16 protein-coding genes are annotated in these 23081 nt (G+C 60.9%); 6 read left to right on the forward strand and 10 right to left on the reverse strand.

Annotated features, from left to right (window positions below; genetic code table 11):
• Window positions 1-95 precede the first annotated feature (95 nt).
• Both BBF94_RS06930 and BBF94_RS06935 read left to right on the forward strand, forming a co-directional pair.
• Window positions 96-1934: a sigma-54-dependent Fis family transcriptional regulator gene (locus BBF94_RS06930; protein WP_065258303.1), complete on the forward strand. Its 1839-nt coding sequence runs from the start codon at window positions 96-98 to the stop codon at window positions 1932-1934.
• Between the two features lie 152 nt (window positions 1935-2086).
• Window positions 2087-2959 (forward strand): undecaprenyl-diphosphate phosphatase, encoded by an 873-nt coding sequence (locus BBF94_RS06935; protein WP_065258304.1) that lies wholly within the window; start codon window positions 2087-2089, stop codon window positions 2957-2959.
• Here BBF94_RS06935 and BBF94_RS06940 read toward each other — a convergent pair.
• From BBF94_RS06940 to BBF94_RS06950, 3 genes are all read right to left on the reverse strand, one after another.
• Complete coding sequence (locus BBF94_RS06940; RefSeq protein ID WP_065258305.1) at window positions 2937-4139, reverse strand: MFS transporter; 1203 nt, start codon at window positions 4137-4139, stop codon at window positions 2937-2939. The two genes, BBF94_RS06935 and BBF94_RS06940, sit on opposite strands and share 23 nt — an antisense overlap.
• Window positions 4140-4482: 343 nt before the next feature.
• Window positions 4483-5865, reverse strand: coding sequence for a cysteine--tRNA ligase (cysS, locus tag BBF94_RS06945; protein ID WP_065258306.1), 1383 nt, complete (start codon window positions 5863-5865; stop codon window positions 4483-4485).
• Window positions 5866-5886: 21 nt separating this feature from the next.
• Window positions 5887-7587 carry a glutamine--tRNA ligase/YqeY domain fusion protein gene (locus tag BBF94_RS06950; RefSeq protein WP_065258307.1) on the reverse strand — a complete coding sequence of 567 codons (1701 nt, stop codon included), beginning with the start codon at window positions 7585-7587 and terminating at the stop codon, window positions 5887-5889.
• A 251-nt stretch (window positions 7588-7838) separates the two neighbouring features.
• Between BBF94_RS06950 and BBF94_RS06955 the strand changes: the two genes are divergently transcribed.
• Together BBF94_RS06955 and lpxH are read left to right on the forward strand one after the other, a co-directional pair.
• Window positions 7839-8345, forward strand: coding sequence for a peptidylprolyl isomerase (locus tag BBF94_RS06955; protein WP_065258308.1), 507 nt, complete (start codon window positions 7839-7841; stop codon window positions 8343-8345).
• Window positions 8342-9097, forward strand: a complete 756-nt coding sequence (lpxH, locus tag BBF94_RS06960; protein ID WP_065258309.1) for a UDP-2,3-diacylglucosamine diphosphatase — start codon at window positions 8342-8344, stop codon at window positions 9095-9097. Before BBF94_RS06955 ends, lpxH begins: the two co-directional genes overlap by 4 nt.
• Window positions 9098-9217: 120 nt before the next feature.
• Here the strand turns inward: lpxH and BBF94_RS06965 are convergent, their stop codons facing one another.
• From BBF94_RS06965 to BBF94_RS06995, 7 genes are all read right to left on the reverse strand, one after another.
• The gene (locus BBF94_RS06965) at window positions 9218-10747 is read right to left on the reverse strand and encodes a DHA2 family efflux MFS transporter permease subunit (RefSeq protein ID WP_065258310.1); all 1530 of its coding nucleotides are present in this window, start codon (window positions 10745-10747) and stop codon (window positions 9218-9220) included.
• A gap of 151 nt (window positions 10748-10898) precedes the next feature.
• Entirely contained in the window at window positions 10899-12101 is a 1203-nt protein-coding gene (locus BBF94_RS06970) for an HlyD family secretion protein (RefSeq protein ID WP_065258311.1), read from the reverse strand.
• A 15-nt stretch (window positions 12102-12116) separates the two neighbouring features.
• Window positions 12117-13586, reverse strand: a complete 1470-nt coding sequence (locus BBF94_RS06975) for an efflux transporter outer membrane subunit (RefSeq protein WP_065258312.1) — start codon at window positions 13584-13586, stop codon at window positions 12117-12119.
• Entirely contained in the window at window positions 13576-14058 is a 483-nt protein-coding gene (locus tag BBF94_RS06980) for a MarR family winged helix-turn-helix transcriptional regulator (RefSeq protein ID WP_065258313.1), read from the reverse strand. The genes BBF94_RS06975 and BBF94_RS06980 overlap by 11 nt, the downstream gene beginning before the upstream one ends.
• 275 nt (window positions 14059-14333) lie before the next feature.
• Window positions 14334-18008, reverse strand: a complete 3675-nt coding sequence (locus BBF94_RS06985; protein ID WP_065258314.1) for a translocation/assembly module TamB domain-containing protein — start codon at window positions 18006-18008, stop codon at window positions 14334-14336.
• Window positions 18005-19732: an autotransporter assembly complex protein TamA gene (locus tag BBF94_RS06990; protein ID WP_065258315.1), complete on the reverse strand. Its 1728-nt coding sequence runs from the start codon at window positions 19730-19732 to the stop codon at window positions 18005-18007. Before BBF94_RS06990 ends, BBF94_RS06985 begins: the two co-directional genes overlap by 4 nt.
• Window positions 19733-19798: 66 nt before the next feature.
• Complete coding sequence (locus BBF94_RS06995) at window positions 19799-20449, reverse strand: GNAT family N-acetyltransferase (RefSeq protein WP_065258316.1); 651 nt, start codon at window positions 20447-20449, stop codon at window positions 19799-19801.
• A gap of 301 nt (window positions 20450-20750) precedes the next feature.
• Between BBF94_RS06995 and xthA the strand changes: the two genes are divergently transcribed.
• Together xthA and BBF94_RS07010 are read left to right on the forward strand one after the other, a co-directional pair.
• Complete coding sequence (xthA, locus tag BBF94_RS07005; RefSeq protein WP_065258318.1) at window positions 20751-21563, forward strand: exodeoxyribonuclease III; 813 nt, start codon at window positions 20751-20753, stop codon at window positions 21561-21563.
• A 172-nt stretch (window positions 21564-21735) separates the two neighbouring features.
• Window positions 21736-23070: a substrate-binding domain-containing protein gene (locus BBF94_RS07010; RefSeq protein WP_065258321.1), complete on the forward strand. Its 1335-nt coding sequence runs from the start codon at window positions 21736-21738 to the stop codon at window positions 23068-23070.
• Window positions 23071-23081 lie beyond the last annotated feature (11 nt).

The raw sequence follows: 23081 nt of genomic DNA on the forward strand, positions 1-23081 counted from the left end.
CGCGAGCAAGCTCGCTCCCACAGGTTTGAACTGTGTTGTTCCAGGGTTAGCGCTCATAACAACAATAAAAACGCTGCTTTCAGAGGCTGACTGCCATGTCCGCACCTGCCCCGCCGCTTTCCCATGACGCCATCGTCCAGGACTCCTGGTCCCGTTGCCGGGCCTTCGGTCTCAAGCATCAAAGCGCTCCGGCATTCGATCAGTTGCCCGCCTCCGGCATTGCGCAGTTGCTCGACAGCCATCATTCGCTGGTGCAGACCACCCATCAGGAAGTACTGCCCTACTACGAAAACATCCTCAGCAACTCCAATTGCCTGATCATGCTGGCCGACAATCAGGGCCAGGTGCTGACGTCCTGGGGCACCCAGCGTTTCATCGAGCCCAATCTGGCCCGGGGCTTTCAGGCCGGCGCGAGCTGGATGGAACACGCCAGCGGCACCAATGCCATCGGCACGGCACTGGCCTGCGAACAGGCGGTGCACATCGAGCATGACGAGCATTTCCTCAAGGCCAACCGGTTCATGACCGGCTCTGCCGCGCCGATTTTCAACGCCGAGCGCAAGGTCATCGCGGTGCTCGATGTGTCCAGCGACAGCTACCTGCCGCCCTCGCACACCCTTGGCATGGTCAAGATGATGAGCCAGACCGTGGAGAACCGGCTGATCCTCAACCTGTTCCATGGCCAGCATTTTCAACTGACCTTCAACACCGGGTTGAACAACCTGGACAGCCAATGGGCAGGCCTGCTGATCTTCGATGAGAGTGGCCAGGTGCTCTCTGCCAACCGCCGGGCCGACAATCTTTTGGGCGTGCGCCTGTCACGGGTGAGTGTTGAAAGTCTGTTCAAGGTGTCATTGCTGGAGTTGCTGAATCAGCCGGACGGCTTGCCATTTTCCTTGCAGACATCGGGTCGCAACCGATTCCAGTGCCTGTTGAAACGGCCCAAACAGGCACCGGTTCAGGCGCGGGTGTTTGCCGCAGAACCCGAACCTGCCTCACCCAGAGGCATCAGCCTCAACACCCTGCACTTCGGCGACAGCCGCGTGGAAAAGGCTGTGCGCCAGGCCGAACGGCTGCTGGAAAAAGACATTCCACTGCTGATCCATGGTGAAACCGGCGTCGGCAAGGAAGTCTTCGTCAAAGCCCTGCACCAGGCCAGTTCCCGCAGCAAACAGGCGTTCATTGCCGTTAACTGCGCAGCCATCCCCGCCGAACTGGTGGAGTCGGAACTGTTCGGCTACGAAAAAGGCGCCTTTACCGGCGCCAACCAGAAAGGCAGCATCGGCCTGATCCGCAAGGCCGACAAAGGTACGCTGTTCCTCGACGAAATCGGCGACATGCCGCTGCCGACCCAGGCCCGCCTGCTGCGCGTGTTGCAGGAGCGTTGCGTACAACCGGTGGGCAGCAGCGAGTTGTTCCCGGTGGACCTGCGGATCATCTCCGCCACCAACCGCTCGCTGCGCGAACAGGTACAACTGGGGCGGTTTCGCGAGGATTTGTACTACCGCATCGGCGGCCTGACCCTGGAACTGCCGCCGCTGCGCGAGCGCAGCGACAGACCAGCGCTGTTCAAGCGTTTGTGGGAACAGCATCGCGAACCCACACAATGGGCGGGTTTGAGCCGCGAAGTGCTGGAATTGTTCGACCGGCATCCATGGCCGGGCAACCTGCGGCAGGTCAGCAGCGTGATGCAGGTGGCGCTGGCCATGGCTGAAGAGCAACCGATACGGCCCGAACATCTGCCGGATGATTTCTTTGTCGATCTGGAAATGGAGCCGCTGGATACGCCGGCCCCCCTGGCAATCGATCTGAATGATGGCGAAGCGTTGAGCCGGGAGTTGAAGGCGGCCGGGGGCAATATTTCCCATCTGGCACGGCGGTTGGGGGTGAGCCGCAATACCCTTTACAAGCGCTTGCGTCAGGCGGAAGGCTGACGCAAGCGCCGACACAGAGTCTTACCCGGATCCCCAGTGAGTCAGTCCGCAGACCCTAAAAAACCCTTCACTGCAGCCATTGATCGTACCGACTAGACTGTGACGAAATGTTTCAGGCTTCCCTTCTTCCTGATCCTCACAGGGTACGTTCTTTGACCAACATCTGTTCTACCGGCCTTGATATCGGCTTCGCCTCGCTGGATTACCTGCAAATCGGTTTCCTCGGCATCATTCAAGGCATCACCGAATTGCTGCCCGTTTCCTCCACCGCCCACATGCGCATCGTCCCGGCCCTGCTCGGCTGGCCGGATCCCGGCTCGGCGTTTTCCGCGGCCATGCAACTGGCCGCACTGGCGGCGGTGGTCAGTTATTTCTGGCGCGACGTGAGACAAGTCGCGACCGGTAGTCTGGAGGCCGTGCGACAACGGGATTTCAACAATCAATGGTTCATTCTCGCGGTGGCGATCGTACTGGCGACCCTCCCCATCGGCATTGCCGGCATCGCCTTGTCCTCGACGCTCAATGCCTGTAACTCGCCATTGCGCAGCTTGATGGTGATCGGGGTTTCCTGCGTGGTAATGGCGGTGCTGCTGGCGATTGCCGAGCTCACCTGTCGCCACCGCCGCACCGTCGGCGAAATGCGTCTGCGTGATGCGCTGATCGTCGGCATTGCACAGATCGGGGCGCTGATACCCGGGGTTTCGCGTTCCGGGTCAACGTTGACGGCGGCGCTGTTCCTCAACTTCAAACGTGAGGAAGCGGCACGTTTCTCCTTTCTCCTCGGTTTGCCGGCCATCGCGCTGGCGGGGTTGAAGGAGTTGTGGGTGTTGTTCCATGCGCAACTGCCGGCGCAAGTCTGGGCGCACCTGATTTTCGGGCTGGTGATTGCCAGTATCTCGGCATTTTTCGCGATCTGGGGCCTGATGCGTTTTCTGGAGAAGTTCTCCACCTGGCCTTTCGTGATTTACCGCGCGCTGCTCGGAGTCTTCCTGATCGTGGCGGTCAGCAAAGGTCTGTTGAGCTAAGGCCCACCGCACCCAATGTACGCAACCCGAGCAACACCACTATCAGCATCCCCAGCCCGGCGAGAACGGCTACGCCAAAACCTGCACGAGCGCCATAAGCATCAACGATCAGACCCGAAAGCAACCCTCCCAGGGCGACGCCAATGCTGATGCCGGTGGACATCCATGTCAGCCCTTCGGTGATCCTCGACGGCGGGAGGATGATCGTCCCCAGTTTCATGACCACGACCATCGTTGGCGCGAACGACAGGCCGGCGATAAACAGCATCGCCGAGAGGACATAAACGTCTGGTGCGAACAAAGGCAATACGCCTGTGATTGCTGTGACCAATATCCCGACAAAGAACTGCTTTTCTATCGGCCGGGAAACCCTCAAGGCACCAAACGTCAGGCCCGCCACCAGCGACCCGAACGCATAGGCGGCCAGGATGAAGGTCGCAGAGGCAGGCCAGCCTTGTGCATTGGCGAAGGCGACAACGGCGACATCGATCGATCCTCCGATTGCGCCCATCGCCAACAATGCCAGCACGATGGTGGAAACACCGGGAATCAGCAAGGTTGAACCCGCATGCCTCGTATGGCCCACAACTACCTTGGGCTCGGTCTGACGCTGCAGGAGAAACGCCGTCACCCCGACGGCCAGCAGCCCGACCGCGACCAGCGGCCCGGCCTCGGCAAAAAGGCTCACGCTCAAACCGATCGCCAAGGGTGGGCCGATGATGTAAGCGAGTTCGGTCAACACCGAATCCAGAGAGAACGCCGTGTGCAGCTGCGGCTTGCCTCGGAACAATTGCGTCCAGCGTGCCCGGATCATCGACGGCATGCTCGGCATCGTGCCCGCCAATCCAGCCAGAATAAAAAATAACGCCGCCGGCGCGCTCATATGGACGACGAAGATCAGGGCCAGCAACATGCCGATGCTGAAAGTCGTCACGACAGGCAGCACGCGGCTCTGCCCACGCTGATCGACGAGTTTCGAGATGTACGGGCCGATCAGTGCATTGGCGAGGGTGAACGTACCGGCGACTGCGCCGGCCAGCCAGTAGACACCGGTTTGCTCCACCAACATGGTAATGATGCCGATGCCGATCATCGCCTGTGGCAATCGCGCGATAGCGCTCGCGAGCACCAACCCCGTTGCACCGGGGGTTGTCAGGAGTTCGCGATAGTGGTTTGCCATGATGTCTCCGTTGTTGGATTCGCCGCTGATGAGCTTCCTGCTGCGTGCAACATCAGGACCTACGCGAACGCCAAAAGCAACCCCTCACCCCAGCCCTCTCCCAAGGGGAGAGGGAGCCGACCGAGGCGTCTGGCGTACTACATCGACCTGAAAGATCCAGTCGATTGTTAATTCAAAGCTTTATTTTCAGGCCACCGGATATCTTCAGCATCCCCCATTCAGTCCCCTCTCCTGGGGGAGAGGGTTAGGGTGAGGGCGTAATCTCAGGTCAACACAAGTCTCTCAACCAGCAGAAAAACAAAAACCCGCACAAGGCGGGTTTTGTTTGCAGCAATCACAGCAATCAGTCAGCCAGACGCCAGGTCGTGCCACCCTTGCCGTCTTCCAGCACCACGCCCATGGCAGTGAGCTGGTCGCGGATGCGGTCGGACTCGGCCCAGTCCTTGCCGGCACGTGCCGCCAGACGCGCCGCGATCAGTGCCTCGACTTCGGCGGCATCGACACGCCCTTCGGCGCCGGCCTGCAGGAAGTCATCGGCTTCGAGCTGCAACACACCCAGTACGCTGGCCAGTTCCTTCAGGCGCGCCGCCAGACCGGCCGCCGCATCGAGATCGCTCTCGCGCAGACGGTTGATCTCACGCACCATTTCGAACAGCACGGCGCAGGCTTCCGGCGTGCCGAAGTCGTCGTTCATCACCGTGGTGAAACGCTCGACGAAGGCTTCGCCGCCAGCCGGGGCAACGCTCGGCAGGCCTTTCAACGCGTGGTAGAAACGCTCCAGGGCGCCCTTGGCGTCCTTGAGGTTGTCTTCCGAGTAGTTGATCGCGCTGCGGTAGTGGCTCGACACCAGCAGGTAACGCACGACTTCCGGATGGTACTTGTCGAGCACGTCGCGAATGGTGAAGAAGTTGTTCAAGGACTTGGACATCTTCTCGCCATTGATACGGATCATGCCGCAATGCATCCACGCATTGGCGTAGGTCTTGCCGGTAGCCGCTTCGCTCTGGGCGATTTCGTTTTCGTGGTGCGGGAACTCCAGATCGCTGCCGCCGCCATGAATGTCGAAGGTCTCACCGAGGCAGCAGGTGGACATCACCGAGCACTCGATGTGCCAGCCCGGACGTCCGGCGCCCCACGGCGATTCCCAGCTCGGCTCGCCCGGCTTGACGCCTTTCCACAGCACGAAGTCCAGCGGATCTTCCTTGGCTTCGTCGACTTCGATCCGCGCACCGATGCGCAGGTCTTCGACCTTCTTGCGTGACAGCTTGCCGTAGCCCATGAACTTGCCGACGCGGTAGTACACGTCGCCATTGCCCGGGGCGTAGGCGTAACCCTTGTCGATCAGGGTCTGGATCATCGCATGCATGCCCGGAATGTGATCCGTGGCGCGCGGCTCCATGTCCGGCTTCCTGATATTCAGGCGCGCTTCGTCTTCGTGCATCGCGGCGATCATGCGCTCGGTCAACGCTTCGAACGACTCGCCGTTCTCGTTGGCCCGGTTGATGATCTTGTCGTCGATGTCGGTGATGTTGCGCACGTAGGTCAGGTCATACCCGCTGAACCGCAACCAGCGGGTCACCAGGTCGAACGCGACCATGCTGCGGCCATGGCCCAGGTGGCAGTAGTCGTACACGGTCATCCCGCAGACGTACATGCGCACCTTGTTGCCATCCAGCGGCTTGAAGACTTCTTTGCTCTTGGTGAGCGTGTTGTAGATCGTCAGCACTTTAATTTCCTTGACGCAGAATCACTGGCCCCACGAGTCACGCAGGGTCACGGTACGGTTGAATACCGGCTGACCTGGTTTCGAGTCCTTGAGATCCGCGACGAAGTAACCTTCGCGCTCGAACTGGAAACGGTCTTCCGGCTGTGCATTGCCCAGCGAGGGTTCGGCACGACAACCGGTCAGCACTTGCAGTGAGTCAGGATTGATGTTGTCCAGGAAACTGGCGCTGTCTTCGGCCTTCTCCGGGTTCGGAGAGCGGAACAGGCGATCGTACAGACGCACTTCGCACTCGACGCTGGCAGCAGCCGGCACCCAGTGGATCACGCCTTTGACCTTGCGGCCTTCAGGGTTCTTGCCCAGGGTGTCCGGATCGTACGAGCAACGCAGCTCGACGATGTTGCCCTCGGCGTCCCTGATCGCTTCGTCGGCACGGATCACGTAGCTGCCGCGCAGACGCACTTCGCCGTTCGGTTCCAGACGCTTGTAGCCCTTTGGCGGCTCTTCCATGAAGTCATCGCGGTCGATGTAGATTTCACGGGCGAACGGCAGCTTGCGCACACCGAGTTCCTCTTTCTGCGGATGACGCGGCAGTTCGAGGTTTTCGACCTGATCTTCAGGGTAGTTGGTGATCACTACTTTCAGCGGGCGCAGCACGCACATGGCACGCGGGGCGTTCGCGTCCAGGTCCTGACGGATGCTGAACTCGAGCATGCCGAAGTCGACCACGCCGTCGGAACGGTTGGTGCCGATCATTTCGCAGAAGTTGCGGATCGATGCCGGCGTGTAGCCCCGGCGACGGAAGCCCGACAACGTGGACATGCGCGGATCGTCCCAGCCGTTGACGTGTTTCTCGTCCACCAGTTGCTTGAGCTTGCGCTTGCTGGTGATGGTGTAGTTGAGGTTCAGACGGCTGAACTCGTACTGACGCGGGTGCGCCGGCACCGGCAGTGCGTCGAGAAACCACTCGTACAGCGGACGATGGCTTTCGAACTCCAGGGTGCAGATCGAGTGGGTGATGCCTTCGATGGCGTCCGACTGACCGTGGGTGAAGTCGTAGTTCGGGTAGATGCACCACTTGTCGCCGGTCTGATGGTGATGGGCGTGGCGGATGCGGTACATGATCGGGTCGCGCAGGTTCATGTTCGGCGAGGCCATGTCGATCTTGGCGCGCAGCACGCGGGCGCCGTCCGGGAACTCGCCGGCGCGCATGCGGGCGAACAAGTCCAGGTTCTCTTCCACCGAACGGTCGCGGAACGGGCTGTTCTTGCCCGGCTCGGTCAGGCTGCCGCGGTATTCCCTGGCCTGTTCAGGCGTCAGGTCGTCGACGTAGGCCTTGCCGGCCTTGATCAGCTCGACGGCCCAGTCGTGCAGCTGATCGAAGTATTGCGAGGCATAGCGCACTTCGCCGGACCACTCGAAGCCCAGCCATTTGACGTCACGTTCGATGGCGTCGATGTATTCCTGGTCTTCCTTGGCCGGATTGGTGTCGTCGAAACGCAGGTGCGTCACGCCGCCGAACTCCTGGGCCAGGCCGAAATTCACGCAGATCGACTTGGCATGGCCGATGTGCAGGTAGCCGTTGGGCTCAGGCGGGAAACGGGTGACGATCTGGGTGTGCTTGCCCGAGTCCAGGTCTGCCTGGATGATCGGCCGCAGGAAATTGACCGGCACGGCAGGACCGGACTTGGCATTCGAGGTAGGGTCGACAGTGGGCTTGCTCATAGGATCCTTGACTTACATGTGCGCGGCCGCAAAGGGGGCCAGACAAAACAAAGCCGCTATCATAGCCGATGCTGTCAAGGGGCTGACAGAGCAGGCCCTTATAAAGGCGTGCATTTAATCGTCGGCAATTGAAAAACTGCCTCGAAATTCGCGTCTGTCACGCTAAACTGCGCTCCTTGGCCGAAGCAGGCTGAACCGGTTGCGGGGCGTGAGGCTCCAAGACCACGAATTCCTTTTTAAGAGTAATGACCATGACTCAAGTCAAACTGACCACCAACCACGGTGACATCGTCATCGAACTGAACGCTGAAAAAGCCCCGATCACCGTGGCCAACTTCATCGAATACGTCAAAGCCGGTCACTACGAAAACACCGTTTTCCACCGTGTCATCGGTAACTTCATGATCCAGGGCGGCGGTTTCGAGCCAGGCATGAAAGAAAAGAAAGACAAGCGTCCAAGCATCCAGAACGAAGCCGACAACGGTCTTTCCAACGACAAGTACACCATCGCCATGGCCCGCACCATGGAGCCGCATTCGGCTTCTGCGCAGTTCTTCATCAACGTGGCCGACAACACTTTCCTGAACCACAGCGGCAAGAACGTTCAGGGCTGGGGCTACGCGGTATTCGGCAAAGTGACCGCCGGTACTGAAGTGGTCGACAGCATCAAGAAAGTGGCAACCGGCTCCAAGGCTGGCCACCAGGACGTACCAAACGACGACGTGATCATCGAGAAAGCCGAGATCATCGAAGCGTGATATTGCTGATTTCAGACTTGCATCTGGAAGAGGAGCGCCCGGACATCACCCGGGCGTTTCTGGATTTGCTCGCCGGACGCGCCCGCTCGGCGAGTGCGTTGTACATTCTGGGCGACTTTTTCGAGGCATGGATCGGCGACGACGCCATGACCCCTTTCCAGCGCTCCATCTGCCAGGCCCTGCGCGAATTGAGCGACAGCGGCACGGCCATATTTCTGATGCACGGCAATCGCGACTTTTTGCTCGGCAAGGCTTTCTGCAAGGAGGCCGGCTGCACGCTGTTGAAAGACCCGAGTGTCGTGCAGCTCGCAGGCGAGCCGGTGCTGCTGATGCATGGCGACAGCCTCTGCACCCGCGACGAAGCCTACATGAAGCTGCGTCGCTACCTGCGCAACCCGGTCACCCTGTTCATCCTGCGCCATCTGCCCTTGCGCACCCGCCACAAACTGGCGCGCAAGCTGCGCAGCGAAAGCCGCGCACAGACACGGATGAAGGCCAATGACATCGTCGATGTCACGCCGGAGGAAATTCCGCGGATCATGCAGGAGTACGGGGTGAAAACCCTGGTGCACGGGCACACCCACCGCCCGGCCATCCACAAGTTGCAGATTGGCGATCAGGCGGCAAAGCGGATTGTGCTGGGGGACTGGGATCGTCAGGGCTGGGCGTTGCAGGTGGATGAGAACGGGTTTGCGTTGGCGCCGTTTGATTTTGCCCCGCCGCCGGCACTGCCCGCCCCTGCCACCGTTTGATGATCGTTCCCACGCTCTGCGTGGGAATGCAGCCCGGGACGCTCCGCGTCCCATGCCGAAGCGGACGCGGAGCGTCCATTGAGGCATTCCCACGCAGAGCGCGGGAACGATCTTGCAAACTTAATGACCGCTGGCCGCCGGACCTGCCTTGGCAGCAAACGGCGGTTTGGCCAGCCAGACAATCAAGATCAACCCCATGAACCCCCACCCCAAGAGCGTGAAGTAATCCACGGTGGAAAGCATGTACGCCTGACTCGTCAGCACATGATCGAGCTGCGCATACGCCGGGTTGCTCGCCCCGCCCAATTGATTCAGCGCCTCACGGGTCGCCGGCTCATAGGTGCTGATGCTTTCGCTCATGTAGGCATGATGCTGATCCGCCCGGCGAATCCAGATCCAGGTGGTCAGCGACGCCGCAAAGCTGCCGCCCAGTGTCCGCAGGAATGTCGCCAGACCGGCGCCGTCGGCAATCTGGCTCGGCGGCAGGTCGGACATCAGGATGCTCAAGGTCGGCATGAAGAACAGCGCCACGCCGATCCCCATGAACAACTGCACCAGCGCAATGTGCTGGAAGTCCACTTCGTTGGTGAATTCGGCACGCATGAAGCAGCTCAGGCCGATCGCCAGGAACGCCAGCCCGGCCAGCAGGCGCAGGTCGAACTTGTGCGCGTACTTGCCGACAAACGGTGACAGCAGCACCGGCAAAATCCCGATCGGCGCCACCGCCAGACCGGCCCAGGTCGCGGTGTAACCCATCTGGGTCTGCAACCACTGCGGCAGGATCAGGTTGATGCCGAAGAATCCGGCGTAACCCAACACCAGCACCAGCGTACCGATGCGGAAGTTGCGGTGGGCGAACAGGCGCAGATTGACCACCGGATGCCGGTCGGTCATTTCCCAGATCACGAACACCGCCAGGGCGATCACCGAAATCGCCGCGCCGATGATGATGAAGTTCGACTCGAACCAGTCCAGGTCATTGCCCTTGTCGAGGATCACCTGCAACGCCCCCACGCCGATGATGAGCGTGATCAACCCGACGTAATCCATCGGTTGACGGCTGGTGACCACCGGGCGTTTTGCCAGTTGCGAACGCACCACCATCACCGCGAATACACCGATCGGCACGTTGATGAAGAAGATCCACGGCCAGCTGTAACTGTCGGTGATCCAGCCACCGAGAATCGGGCCGGCAATCGGCGCCACCACCGTGACCATCGCCAGCAACGCCAGGGCCATGCCGCGCCTAGCGGGCGGGTACACCGCGATCAACAGCGTCTGAGTCATCGGGTACAGCGGCCCGGCCACCAGCCCTTGCAGGACCCGGAAACCGATCAGCTCGGGCATCGAGGTGGAAATGCCGCAGAGAAACGAGGCCAGCACAAACAGCATGGTGGCCCAGAGAAACAGCTTCACCTCACCGAAACGCCGGCTCAGCCAGCCGGTGAGCGGCAGTGCGATGGCATTGCTCACGGCGAACGAGGTGATGACCCAGGTGCCCTGCTCCGAACTCACACCGAGGTTGCCGGAGATCGTCGGCAGCGCCACGTTGGCGATGGTGGTGTCGAGCACTTGCATGAAAGTCGCCAGCGACAGACCGATGGTGCTGAGCAACAGGCTGGGCGGCGAAAAAGAGGCGTTATTGCTCATCGCGAATCCTATGAAACCTGATTGACGCTGCGTCCTTGTGGGAGCGAGCCTGCTCGCGAAGACGGCAGATCAGCCAACAAAAAACTGTTGAATTGAAAATCGCCATCGTCGGAGCGCCGCCCGGAGCACGCTCGCTCCCACAGGGAAAGGATCAGCGTTGCGCGGTCTTGCTGACTGCGGCGCTGTTGTCGTGGATCAGTTGGGTGATCATCGCGTCGGCCTCACTCAGTTGACGGTCGTAGACGCTGGTGCTGAACGAGGCCTTTTGGGGTGGCTGTTGGGCCAGAACCGGGCCGCTCTGGTCGTGCAGGTTGACCTCGACATTGGTCGACAGGCCAACGCGCAGCGGGTGTTTGGCCAGCTCTTCAGCGTTGATATGGATACGCACCGGTACACGCTGCACGATCTTGATCCAGTTACCCGTGGCGTTCTGCGCCGGCAACAGGGCGAACGCGCTGCCGGTGCCGGCACCGAGACTGTCGACGGTACCGCTGAATTTCACGTCGCTGCCGTAGATGTCGGACTCGATGTCCACCGGCTGGCCGATGCGCATGTCACGCAGCTGGGTTTCCTTGAAGTTGGCGTCGATCCACAGCTGATCCAGCGGGATCACCGCCATCAGCGCAGTGCCCGGCTGCACACGCTGACCAAGTTGCACGGTGCGTTTGGCGACATAACCGGTGACCGGTGCGATCAGCGTGCTGCGGGCATTGTTCAGGTACGCCTGACGCAGTTCCGCCGCCGCTGCCATTACGTCCGGGTGCGACGAAACCACGGTGTCATCGACCAGTGCGCTGGTGGTTTTCAACTGTTGTCTGGCATTGGCCAGAGCGTTCTGGGCCGAGGTCAGGTCGTCGCGGGCGTGGGACAGTTCTTCCTGGGAAATCGCCCCGCCGGCAGCAAGATTTTTCCGGCGATTGTAGTTGTCCTGGGCTTTCTGTACCTCGGCCTGTTGCGCATTGACCTGGGCCTTCATGCCATCGACGTTGCTGTACAGACCCCGCACCTGACGCACGGTGCGCGCCAATTTGGCCTGGGCACTCTGCAGGCCGACTTCGGCGTCGTTCGGGTCGAAGTTGACCAGCACCTGACCTTCGTGGACCAGATCGCCATCGTCGGCGCCGATGCTGACCACGGTGCCGGTGACCAGCGGGGTGATTTCAACGACGTTGCCATTGACATAGGCGTCGTCGGTGCTTTCGTTCCAGCGCCCGATGAATTCGTGATACGCCCAGACGCCGGCACCGGCGAGGGCAACCACGACGGCCAGCACCAGCAGCATCACTTTGCGCTTGCGCGGATTGCCGGTATCGGGGGTGTTGTCTTGAGCTTGAGTGTTTTCGGCAGTGGCCATGACAAATACCTTGAATTAGTTGTGCGCGATAGCTGGGCTGGCGTTGCGGGCGGTCAGGGTCTGCCCCTGAAAGCCGCCACCCAGTGCCTGCATCAGTTGAATCGACAGGTCGATCTGCTCGGCATTCAGGGTCGCCAGCTGACGCTGGGCCTGCAGCAATTGCTGCTCGATGCTGAGCACGTCCAGGTAGTTGCCGATGCCGGAACCGTAACGCTGGACCACGGTGTTGTAAGAATCCTGAGCAATCTCGGTCGCGTGCTGCTGGGCGCCGATCTGCCGGCCGATGTCACGCAACTGGTTGATGGTGTCGCCGACATCGCCCAGGGCTTTCACCAGACTTTTGTTGTACTGCGCCACGGCCAGGTCGTAATCGGCATCCCGGGCATCGAGGTTGGCGCGCAACCGGCCACCGTCGAAGATCGGCAACGAAACAGTCGGTGCGATGTTGAAGAAGCGACTGGCGGAGCCGAACATCGCGTCACCCAATAACGATTCGGCACCGGCGGAGGCCGACAGGTTCAAGTTGGGATAGAAGCGGGTCTTGGCCGAGTCGATGTCCTTGCTCGCAGCCTCGACACGCCAGCGTGCGGCGACCAGATCCGGGCGACGACCCAGCAGTTCGGCGGGCAAAACCGATGGCAACGCCACAGCACTGGCCTGCAGGACTTTCGGCCGGGCGATCTCGTTGCCGCGATCCGGGCCTTTGCCGAGCAATACCGCCAGAGCGATTTTCGCGCTGTTCAGGCGCTTTTCGGCGTCGATCAGACTGGCTTCGGAGCTGGCTTCCAGGCTTTGGGTCTGCTGGAACTGGTACTGGCTGTCGATCCCGGCGCCCAGACGACGTTGGCTCAGGTCGAGCATCTGTCGGGTGCGTTTGAGGTCTTCGTTGGCCAGGTCATAAACGATATGCGCCTGACCCAGATCGCTGTAGGCCCGGGCCACGTCGGCAGCGAGGGTCAACTGAGCTGCCTGACGATCGACTTCGGCGGCACGGGCCTGGCCGAGCGCCGCTTCCCAGGCGTCACGCTGACCGCCCCAGAGGTCGAAGTTGTAATTGAAGCCGGCGCTGATGTTGCGCGTGGTGGCGTAGGCATCGCCCTGCCCTCGCGGGTCCTGATCCTTGGCCAGGCGCGAACGGGTAATGCCGGCGCTGGCATCGAGGGTCGGATAGCGCTCGGCATCGGCGGCATAGGCTGCGGCGCTGGCCTGATGAGCGCGCGCTTCGGCGATCTGCATGTCCGGGCTGTCGTGCAGGGCTTCTCGGATCAGACCGTCGAGCTGCGGGTCGCCGAGGCTGGTCCACCAATCGCTCTTCGGCCACGCGGCCGGCGACAGTGTCACGCCATTGAGGGATTGACCGACCTTGAGGTCTTTCGCATCAAGGTTTTTGCCTTGGGTATCGAGGCCACTGTAGTTGGCGCAACCGGCGAGGATCATCGCCGACAGCAGCAATGCCAGGCTGCTGCGCAAGGTTTTACCGCTCATTGTGTTCACCTAACCGCTGGAGGGTGATGGGGTCACCGGCCGCCAGCAAAATTTTCTTGAGGATGTATTCCAGGGTTTTCAGCTCGTCCGGTGTGATGGCACCCGCCAGTTCATTCATGGCATCGGCACCGATGTGCGGCAGCAGGTCCGCCAGTTGCTGGCCTTGTGCCGTGAGCCTGAGCTGCACCTGACGACGATCGCCCTCGCTGCGCTGGCGCACCAGGAAGTCTTTTTGCTCCAGGCGATCGAGCATGCGGGTCATCGAACCGCTGTCCAGCGACAGGTGCCGGCACAGCTCGGCCGGGGTGTCGACGCCGTACTGGGCCATGATGATCAACACCTTGAACTGCGCGGCGGTGATGCCATGGGGTTCCATGTGGGTGTCGATGATCCGGTCCTTGAGCAAGGCTGCACGGCCAAGCAGCAGGCCGAGATGGCAATGCTTGAATTCGTCCGGGGTGAAATGCTTCATGTACGCACCTAATAACTGCCTAGGCAGTGAATGTATGTCGAGATGTTACTGCCTAGGCAGCGAATGTCAACGCAATAGTTAGGCTGCTTTGTAATTAGCCGATAATTGACCGCACCAGATCGTTCCCACGCTCTGCGTGGGAATGCAGCCCGGGACGCTCCGCGTCCCATTCAACAATTGAGGCATTCCCACGCGGAGCGTGGGAACGATCAGGTGTTTGGGCGTGGTGTTTGGGCGTGGGGACGATCAGGCAATCCGGCGATGGGGAACGCGGGCTAGAAATCCCGCTTGTAGAAGATGTCCAGCGAACTGGCCACACCGCTGGCGGCTTCGAGGTAGACCTTTTTGCTGAGCTTGTAACGCAGGGCGATGGTGTTGGCCGGTTCGAAGACGCCAACGCCGTAACGCAGGCTGAGCTTCTCGGAGATGTTGCCGCTGGCCACCACGCTGGTGGTATTGCCACTGCCCTGGGTGTCGAGCTGGAAATCCTGAATGCCCAGATCCTTGGCCAGATTGCTGGTCACCCCGGAACTGCCCATCAGACCCAGACCGAGCGCCGCTTGCGCAAGCATGTTGTTGTCTTCGCCGTTGCTGCTCAGCGGACGCCCCAGCACCAGATAGGACAATGCCTGCTCCTGACTCATGGCCGGTTCCGAAAAGATCTGTGTGGTCGGCTGCTCGGCGCTGCCGCTCAGGCGAATGCCGGCGATCACGTCGTCGGTCTGGCGAATCGCTTCGATATCCAGATAGGGCTGATCGATCGGCCCGGCAAACAGCAGTCGCGCACGACGTACAGTCAGGCGCTGGCCGTAAGCCCGATAGCGACCGTCGTTGAGCCACAGCTCGCCACGGGTGTCCATGTTGTCGCCGATGTGCACGTGCCCTTGCAGGTTGGCGGTGAGGCCGAACCCGGCGAAGCTCAGTTTGTCCTCGCCGACCACCACGTCGATGTCCATTTTCATGGCCATCGGTGCTTTGCCCTCCTCGGTCTGCGCACCGACGATGATCGTGTCATCGGAGACTTTCACCGTCGATGGCGGCAGTTCGCGCACGGTGATTTCGCCTCGGGGCACCAACACTTTGCCGGCAATCGCCAGCTCGTCGCCGGCCATGGAAATCTTCAGGTCCGGCGCCACTTCGAGCTTGGCGTAGGGTTCGACGGTGACCGGCAGTTGTGTGCCCTTGAGCGCCAGATCCACCATCAGCGCCTGGCCCCAGGCGACGTTGCCGCTGAGGCTGCCCTGCCCGGTCTTGCCGCTTTTCCAGCCGCCGTCCAGGCGTACCGATTCCCCGGCGATCACCGCTTGCAGTTGCAGATTCTGCAACTCCATCGGCAACTCGGCACCGGACACTTCACCCTCACTGAGCTGCACCGTGCCGTTGACCAGCGGTGTGAGCAACCCGCCGGAAATCGTGCCGCTGCCATTCAGACGCCCGGTGAGTTTCTCGACCATCGGCACGAACGGCCGCGCCACCGACAGATCCAGCCCGCTGAGACGGAACGAGCCATTCAGCGGCTTGTTCTTCGGCAGCGGATTGAGCTGCGCCTGGACCATCAGTTCACCGAGCTTGCCGCCGACAAAATTGAGGTCGGTGTCGATGCGTTTCGGTGTGAGTTTGCTGGTGAGCCTGAGAGTCTGGTACGGGAAGTCCAGCCACTGATCCTTCTCCTTCATGCGCAAGGTGCCGCCGCTGGCATCGACGCTGATCTGGCCGTTCGGGCCACTGGCCGGCAGGTCCAGTTGCAGGTCGGCGTTGAGCCTGCCCTGCCAGGCGAAATCCTTGGGCAACCATTGCGCCAGGCTTTCGATCGGGAATTGCTTGAGGTGATACCGCAGCTTCGGATCCGGCATCAAACGCTGATCTTCACCGCACAGACTGGAACTGCCGGACATCCAGCAATGAGCGCCGAAGTTGATCTTGCCGTCGGCCAGGCGCTCGAGTTTCGCCGGGTTTTGCAACTTCCAGTCCTGACCGCCGGCCTGGATGTCACCGCTGGCCAGACGCCCGCGCCAGTTGCCCTTGTCCAGATTGCCGTCCAGGCCCAGCGCAAGTTTCAGCTTCGGCCCGAGCAGGTCGAGGTTGAGTTTCTGGCTTTTGATATCGCCCTGGGCACTGACGGTCAGCACACCCAGGTTCGTGTCGCCCGCCTGGATGCCGCTGCCCTTCAGATCGATTTTTGCCCGTTGCGCACTGTCGAGGGTGGCGTCGAGGTTGAGGGCTTGCAAGCGATTGTCCTGAAACACCAGTTGCGAGCCTTGCAGATCGAGTTTGCCTTGCGGTGCTTTCAACGTACCGGCGACGTCGACCCGCCCGTTGATCTGCCCGCGCAATTGCGGCCAGAGTTGGGCCAGGCGCGGCAGCTTGATATCGATCTGCCCGGTGAGTTTCTGTTGCAGGCTGCCCTTGCCGTTGATGCTGTTGTCGCCGAGGCGGATTTGCAGAGCGTTGAGATTCCACTGTTCGCCGGCGCCGTCAGCCTTGGCCTGCAACACCGCCGGTTGCCCGCGCAGTTTGCCTTTGAGATCGAGGTCGGCGTTGAGGCTCAGGCGTTCATTCTTCATCTCGCCCGTGCTTTTCAGCGGCCCGGCCAGTGTGCCCGGCAGCTCCGCCATCCAGTACGCCGGGTTGAGCGCGGACAGTTCCAGCGCCGTGTCCCAGGCGATACCGTCGGCGAACTGCACGTTCACGTGCCCTTCGGCCTTGCCCTGCCCCGCTTCGAGCTTGAATTGCGGCAGGAAGATCTGCTTGAGATTGCCACTGAACGGACTGCTCAGGCTGAACGCCCCGGCCGGGCCATCCAGTGCGGCGGCAAAATTGCCGAGGTATTGGCCGTCGGTGTAGGAGACTTCGCCGTTGAATGTGCGCAAGGCGACTTGCGGTTCGTCGATCTCGGCATAAAGCCGATGCCACGGGAAATCCTGCCAGTTGATATTGGCCTGAGCGCTGAGGCCTTTGCTCCAATCAATGTTGCCGGTGAGCTTGAGGCTTTGTTTGTCATTGGCCGTCAGGTCGAGGCCGACGATTTGCGCGCCCTTGGCGTCGACTTTGCCCTTGAGCAACAGCGCCACCGGGCCTTTGTCGGCGGGCAGCGTTGCATTGCCGAACAATTGGTAACCGTTTTTCAGATCGCCTTCGCCAGTCAATACCAGCTGATTGAGTTGCAGGGTGTCCGGCAGGTCGGCGCTCGGTTTGAACGCCTCCGAAGTGATGCGCACCTTGGCCGGCAGGTTTTCCGTCAGCGGTTGCAACTCGCCGCTCAATTGGCCGTCGAGGTAGCCACGGCTGTCGGCGTGCAGATTGAGGGTCTTGAGCAGATCGCCGTCGACTTTCAGTGCCAGCGTCCATGGGCCGGTGCCCGGTGACGGCAGGGTCAGATCACCGGCGATGTTCAGCGGCCAGTTGCCGGTCGGTTGCAACAGGCCGGAGAGGTTCAGGCTCAATTCATCGCGTTGCAGTTTCACGCTGTCAATCTGCATGCCCTTGGCGGTCCAGTGCGCTGCCAGTTGCAGGCCTTTGAGCTGTTCGCTGCCATTGAACAGCAGGCTGCCGACCTGCACGTCGCCCAGCTCGATGGCCACCGGCAATTGCAGGTCCGGCAACTTGACCGGGCCGCTGTCGGTGGTTTCTTCGCCGGGCGGGAATTGCAGGATGACCTGATCGGCCTTGAGCTGCTCGATGCACAGCGTCATGCGTGTCAGGCACAGCGGCGACCATTCGAAGATCGGTTTATTGAGTTCGACGCGACTGCCGTCCTGCTGCCAGAGCAAATGATCGGCGCTCCACTGTCCGCCGAGGCGACCCTGAAAGTTGTCGACACTCAAACCCGGAACCAGCCCCAGCAGCCAACGGCTGCCGGCCTGGGTGCCGAGTACAGCGGCAATGCTCAATACAATCAGCAGCACCAGCGACAACAGCGCCAGAGCGGAAATTTTCAAACCACGCTTCACAGCTCGGGCCCCATGGAAAAGTGCAGCCGGATGCCGCCATCGTCGTCCAGCGCATGGGCCAGGTCGAGGCGGATCGGCCCCACCGGCGAGACCCAGCGCACACCGATACCGACACCGGTCTTGAGGTTCGGCAGTTCGAGTTTGTTGAAGGAGTTGCCCTGGTCGACGAAGGTCGCGACCCGCCACTTCTCGGCGATCGAGTATTGATACTCGACGCTGCCGGCCACCATGTAGCGCCCGCCGATGCGGTCGCCTTTGGAGTTCTCCGGCGACAGGCTCTGGTAATCGTAGCCGCGCACGCTCTGGTCGCCACCGGCGAAGAACCGCAGCGATGGCGGCACCGAGCTGTAGCCGTTGGTGGCGCTGCCGCCGACCTGGACACGCCCGAGGAAACGGTGATTGTCGAACACCGTGGTCAGGCCTTTGATCAGCGCCGTGCCGTACAGCAGGTTGTTGTCCGAGCCGAGACCTTCTTTCGCCACTTTGCTTTCGAAGGTCAGGCGATAGCCGTTGTGCGGGTCGATGCGGTTGTCGCTTTTCAGGTAGGAGTAACTGATGCCGGGCATCAACAAGGTACTCAGGCCCGAATCGTCACCGAGCTGGTATTCCTCGCGCTGCCACTTCAGCGAAATCACCCGCTGCCAGCCGCTGGGCAATTTGCTGTGCCACTCGGGGCCGAAGGTCAGCAGCTTGCTCAGGGTGTCGGAACCGTCGATGTCTTCGTACTGATAGCCACCGGCCCAGCGCAGCTTGTCGGTCAGCGGCGGGTCCAGCGGAATGTCATAGAACAGACCAACGTTCTGCCGTGGCGCCGAGAGCTCCGCCTCCCAGCCATAACTGTCGCCCTGCGGGTTGACCCAGTGACGGGTCCAGTTGGCCTTGATCCGTGGGCCGACGTCGGTGGAATAACCGAGGCCCAGGCCCATGGTGCGCGGCTTGCGGGTATCGAGTTTGACTGCGACCGGGATCACGTCGTTTTTTGCCGCAGTCGGCGCAGCATCAACCCGTACGCCCTCGAAGTAGCCGCTCGATTGCAGGTCGCGATTGAGTTCAGCAATCAGCTCGGAGTCATAAGGCTCGCCCGGTTTGAACGGCACCATTCGCTGGAGCAAGTCTTCATCGAACGGCGTGTCACCTTCGAAACTGACCTTGCCCAGCGCATAACGCGGACCGCTCTCATAGATCAATTCGACATCCGCCACCCCGGCGCGAGGATCGACCAGCAGTTTTTGGCTGGTGAAATGACCGCTGAAGAAACCGAAACGCGAGGCCTGATTCTGGATCAGGCGCTTGGCGTCTTCGTAGCGCCCATGGTTGAGCACCGCGCCAGGCTTGAGCACGTCGCTTTTCGGTACACGAAAGGATTTCAGCGTTGCGGCGGGTCCGTCGACCCGCACGGTGACATTGCGCAGGCGAATCGGCTCGCCGGGATCGATCTTCAGCACCAGACGCGGCTTTTCACCGCCCTTCACTTCACTGTCGATCTGCGGCTGGTAGTAGCCCAACGCCTGGGCGGCCTTGCGCGCCTGCTCTTCGGCACCGCGACTGAAGCGCTGCAAGGCTTCTTCGTCACGATCGCCGAGGCTGCCGATATAGCCTTCTATATTGGCTTTGAGTTCATCGTTGGACGGTTTGACCCGCACATCCAATTCACTTTGCGCCAGCGCCGCGCAGCTGGTTAACAGCATGAGCACGCCACTGGTAAATCTTCCTGGAAACTTCATAGGCGCGGATGCTATCACGGGCTTGGGAGCGTGATAGAACAGGAAATTTCCCAAAAAGTTCGACGGTCATCCCGTTGCAGTTTGTAACACCTGGGGATTGGCATGGAAAAACACATGTTCGCACACCGGGCCGACAGCGACTTCGCCGATCTCCTCATAACCCTGACGTTTGTAAAACTCCAGGTAACGCGGATTGCCGGTGTCGAGGATCACGCCCTGGGAGCTTTCATCTACCGCGCACCAGTTGTGCACCGCCTGCAACAGTTGTTCGCCGAAGTGCTTGCCCTGAAATTGCGGATGAACGCCCAGCAGCGGCAGCATGTGCACAGAATCGGTGGGCACGCAGGCTTCAACGGCGGCGTGATATTCCAGATAGCGCCGCGTGCAGCGAAAACCGGTGCTCAGCACCATACGCAAACGCCACGCCCAGCTCTCGGTGACGCCCAGACGCCGTTGCGGTGGCGCGATCAGGGCAATGCCGATCAAGCGATCATTGACCAACAGACCGATGGCCGGCAGATCCTGCAGGAAATGCTGTTTGACCAGTTCCCGCACTGTGGCGCGCACCCGTTGTTCGTAGCCCGGACGTTCGGCCTCGAACAGGTAAGCAAAAGTCGGCTCGTGACGATAAGCCTGATACAGCAGGGATCGCGCTTCACGGGAATAACCGCGGTCGAGCATGTGGATGTCGGCGATGGCGGTCGAGGTTTCAGGCATGACGGTGATTCTCCCCGGGGCGTTCTCGGATGGCGGCGCTCTTGTTGGTACGAACCTTTTGGTGATGGCACAGTTCCCCACAGGTATAGACCAATCGTGGATCTTCATCGACCAGACGGGCCCCTTCGCGAGCAGGCTCGCTCCCACATTTCGATCGCGCTCCCCTGTGGGAGCGAGCCTGCTCGCGAAGAGGCGAGAACAGGCGCCACACATCTGACAGGCCAGAATGTTTTCTCCCACCCCACGCTGGCCCAGATCCTACATGTCAGCTAGCATCGCCCTTTTGCCAGGACTGCCGACCATGAAGATCGTTTCCTTCAACATCAACGGACTGCGGGCCCGCCCGCATCAGCTGGCGGCGCTGATCGAAAAGCATCAGCCGGACGTCATCGGCCTGCAGGAAACCAAGGTTCACGACGACCAGTTCCCGCTGGAAGAAGTGCGGGCCCTGGGTTATCACGTGTATTTTCACGGTCAGAAAAGTCATTACGGCGTTGCCCTGCTCTCGCGTCAGGAACCGATTGCCATACACAAAGGCTTTGCCACCGATGAAGAAGACGCGCAACGGCGCTTCATCTGGGGTACGTTCGCCGACGCCAACGGCGTTCCGGTAACCATCATGAACGGCTATTTCCCACAGGGCGAAAGCCGCGACCATCCGACCAAATTCCCGGCCAAGCAGCGTTTCTACAGCGATCTGCAAGCGCTGCTGGAAAGCCAGTTCAACAATGAACAGCCGCTGGTGGTGATGGGCGATGTGAATATTTCACCGGAAGACTGCGACATCGGTATCGGCCCGGACAACATGAAGCGTTGGCTGAAAACCGGCAAATGCAGCTTCCTGCCGGAAGAACGCGAGTGGATGGCACGCCTGAAAAGCTGGGGCCTGACCGACAGCTTCCGTCACCTGAACCCGGAGGTAGCGGACGTTTTCAGCTGGTTCGATTACCGCAGCCGTGGCTTTGAAGATGAGCCCAAGCGTGGTCTGCGGATCGACGTGATCCTCGCATCCCACGGTTTGCTGCCCCGGGTCAAAGCCGCCGGTGTGGACTATGAACTGCGCGGGATGGAAAAACCTTCGGATCATGCGCCGATCTGGCTGGAATTGAGCTGAGCTCCTGTGGGAGCGAGCTTGCTCGCGATAGCAGAGTGTCAGGCTGCAAAAGCTTGACTGGCACACCGCAGTCGCGAGCAAGCTCGCTCCCACATTGATTCAGCTGTAATGTTTTGGTCATGCGCCTGACTTAATCTCCCCGGCAATCCCCTTGGCTGCATTCGGTGCCGGCATGACCCTGCGCGTTCTGTTCGTCTTTCTCCTGAGTGCCTCGCTCAAGGTGTGGGCCGCGGCATTGCCCATCCCCGAGAGCGGCCCGGTCCTGCGCATCCAGGGTTCCAACACCATCGGCGCAGCGCTCGGCCCGGCACTGGTCGAAGGCCTGCTGGAGGAACAGGGGCTGTTGAAGGTCCACAGCGAAACCCCGGACACCGCCAACGAACAACGGATCGTCGGCCTGACCGCCCAAGGCAGACGGGTGGTAGTTGAAATCTCCGCCCATGGCTCCAGCACCGGTTTTAGCGCACTCAAAAACAACAGCGCCGATCTGGCCGCCTCTTCCCGCCCGATCAAGGACAGCGAACTTGCCAGCCTGCTGCAGCTTGGCGATCTGAAAAGCCCCGGTGCCGAGCAGGTCATCGCCATCGATGGCCTGGCGATCATCCTTCACCCCGGCAATCCGCTGAACCAATTGACCACCGAACAGCTGGCACGAATCTTCAGCGGCGAAGCCAGGACGTGGGAAGAGCTCGGCGGCAAGGGTGGGACGATTCATCTGTATGCGCGGGATGATCAGTCCGGCACCTACGACACCTTCAAGGAGCTTGTCCTCAGCCGTCGTGGGAAAACGCTGAACAGTTCGGCGAAACGTTTCGAGTCCAGCGAGCAATTGTCCGATGCCGTCAGCGCCGATCCGCAGGGCATCGGCTTCATCGGCCTGCCTTATGTACGCCAGGCAAAAGCCGTGGCAATCGTCGACGGACAGTCCCAGGCCATGCTGCCCATGGCCAGTCTGATTGCCACGGAAGACTATCCACTGTCGCGACGCCTGTTCTTCTATTTGCCACCCGACAATCAGAATCCGTGGGCCCAGGCCCTGGCGGATTTTGCGCAGAGCCGCCAGGGCCAGGCGATTGTTGCAGCCAACGGTTTTATCGCCCAGACCGTGCACGCCATCTCGGTCACGCCGAATGCGCTGATGCCCGAGGGTTATCAATCCCTCAGCCGGCATGCCCAGCGTCTGACCGTGAACTTCCGCTTCGAAGAAGGCAGCGCCAGTCTCGACAACAAGGCCCGTCAGGATCTGGTCCGGGTGTTCGACTATATAAAGCACCACGACAAGACCGACCGTGCGGTAACACTGGTGGGATTCGGCGATGCCAAGGACGATCCGGCGCGGGCGGATCTGCTGTCGAAGCTGCGGGCGATGGCGGTACGTAGGGAACTGGTGAAAAACGGAGTGGTATTGCGCGAAGTACGCGGCTTTGGCGCACTGATGCCGGTGGCGGCCAACAGCGGGGATGAAGGGCGGATCAAGAATCGGCGGGTTGAGGTGTGGGTTTACTGAGCGTCGCCCCC

The organism is Pseudomonas bananamidigenes, from assembly GCF_001679645.1.
In the GTDB taxonomy this organism is placed as follows: Bacteria; Pseudomonadota; Gammaproteobacteria; order Pseudomonadales; family Pseudomonadaceae; genus Aquipseudomonas; species Aquipseudomonas bananamidigenes.

Coding starts and splice junctions, on each gene's coding strand:
- BBF94_RS06930 (WP_065258303.1), top strand. CDS start 96: ATGTCCGCACCTGCCCCGCCGCTTTCCCATGACGCCATCGTCCAGGAC.
- BBF94_RS06940 (WP_065258305.1), bottom strand. CDS start 4,139: ATGGCAAACCACTATCGCGAACTCCTGACAACCCCCGGTGCAACGGGG.
- BBF94_RS06950 (WP_065258307.1), bottom strand. CDS start 7,587: ATGAGCAAGCCCACTGTCGACCCTACCTCGAATGCCAAGTCCGGTCCT.
- BBF94_RS06955 (WP_065258308.1), top strand. CDS start 7,839: ATGACTCAAGTCAAACTGACCACCAACCACGGTGACATCGTCATCGAA.
- BBF94_RS06965 (WP_065258310.1), bottom strand. CDS start 10,747: ATGAGCAATAACGCCTCTTTTTCGCCGCCCAGCCTGTTGCTCAGCACC.
- BBF94_RS06970 (WP_065258311.1), bottom strand. CDS start 12,101: ATGGCCACTGCCGAAAACACTCAAGCTCAAGACAACACCCCCGATACC.
- BBF94_RS06975 (WP_065258312.1), bottom strand. CDS start 13,586: ATGAGCGGTAAAACCTTGCGCAGCAGCCTGGCATTGCTGCTGTCGGCG.
- BBF94_RS06980 (WP_065258313.1), bottom strand. CDS start 14,058: ATGAAGCATTTCACCCCGGACGAATTCAAGCATTGCCATCTCGGCCTG.
- BBF94_RS06990 (WP_065258315.1), bottom strand. CDS start 19,732: ATGAAGTTTCCAGGAAGATTTACCAGTGGCGTGCTCATGCTGTTAACC.
- BBF94_RS06995 (WP_065258316.1), bottom strand. CDS start 20,449: ATGCCTGAAACCTCGACCGCCATCGCCGACATCCACATGCTCGACCGC.
- xthA (WP_065258318.1), top strand. CDS start 20,751: ATGAAGATCGTTTCCTTCAACATCAACGGACTGCGGGCCCGCCCGCAT.
- BBF94_RS07010 (WP_065258321.1), top strand. CDS start 21,736: ATGACCCTGCGCGTTCTGTTCGTCTTTCTCCTGAGTGCCTCGCTCAAG.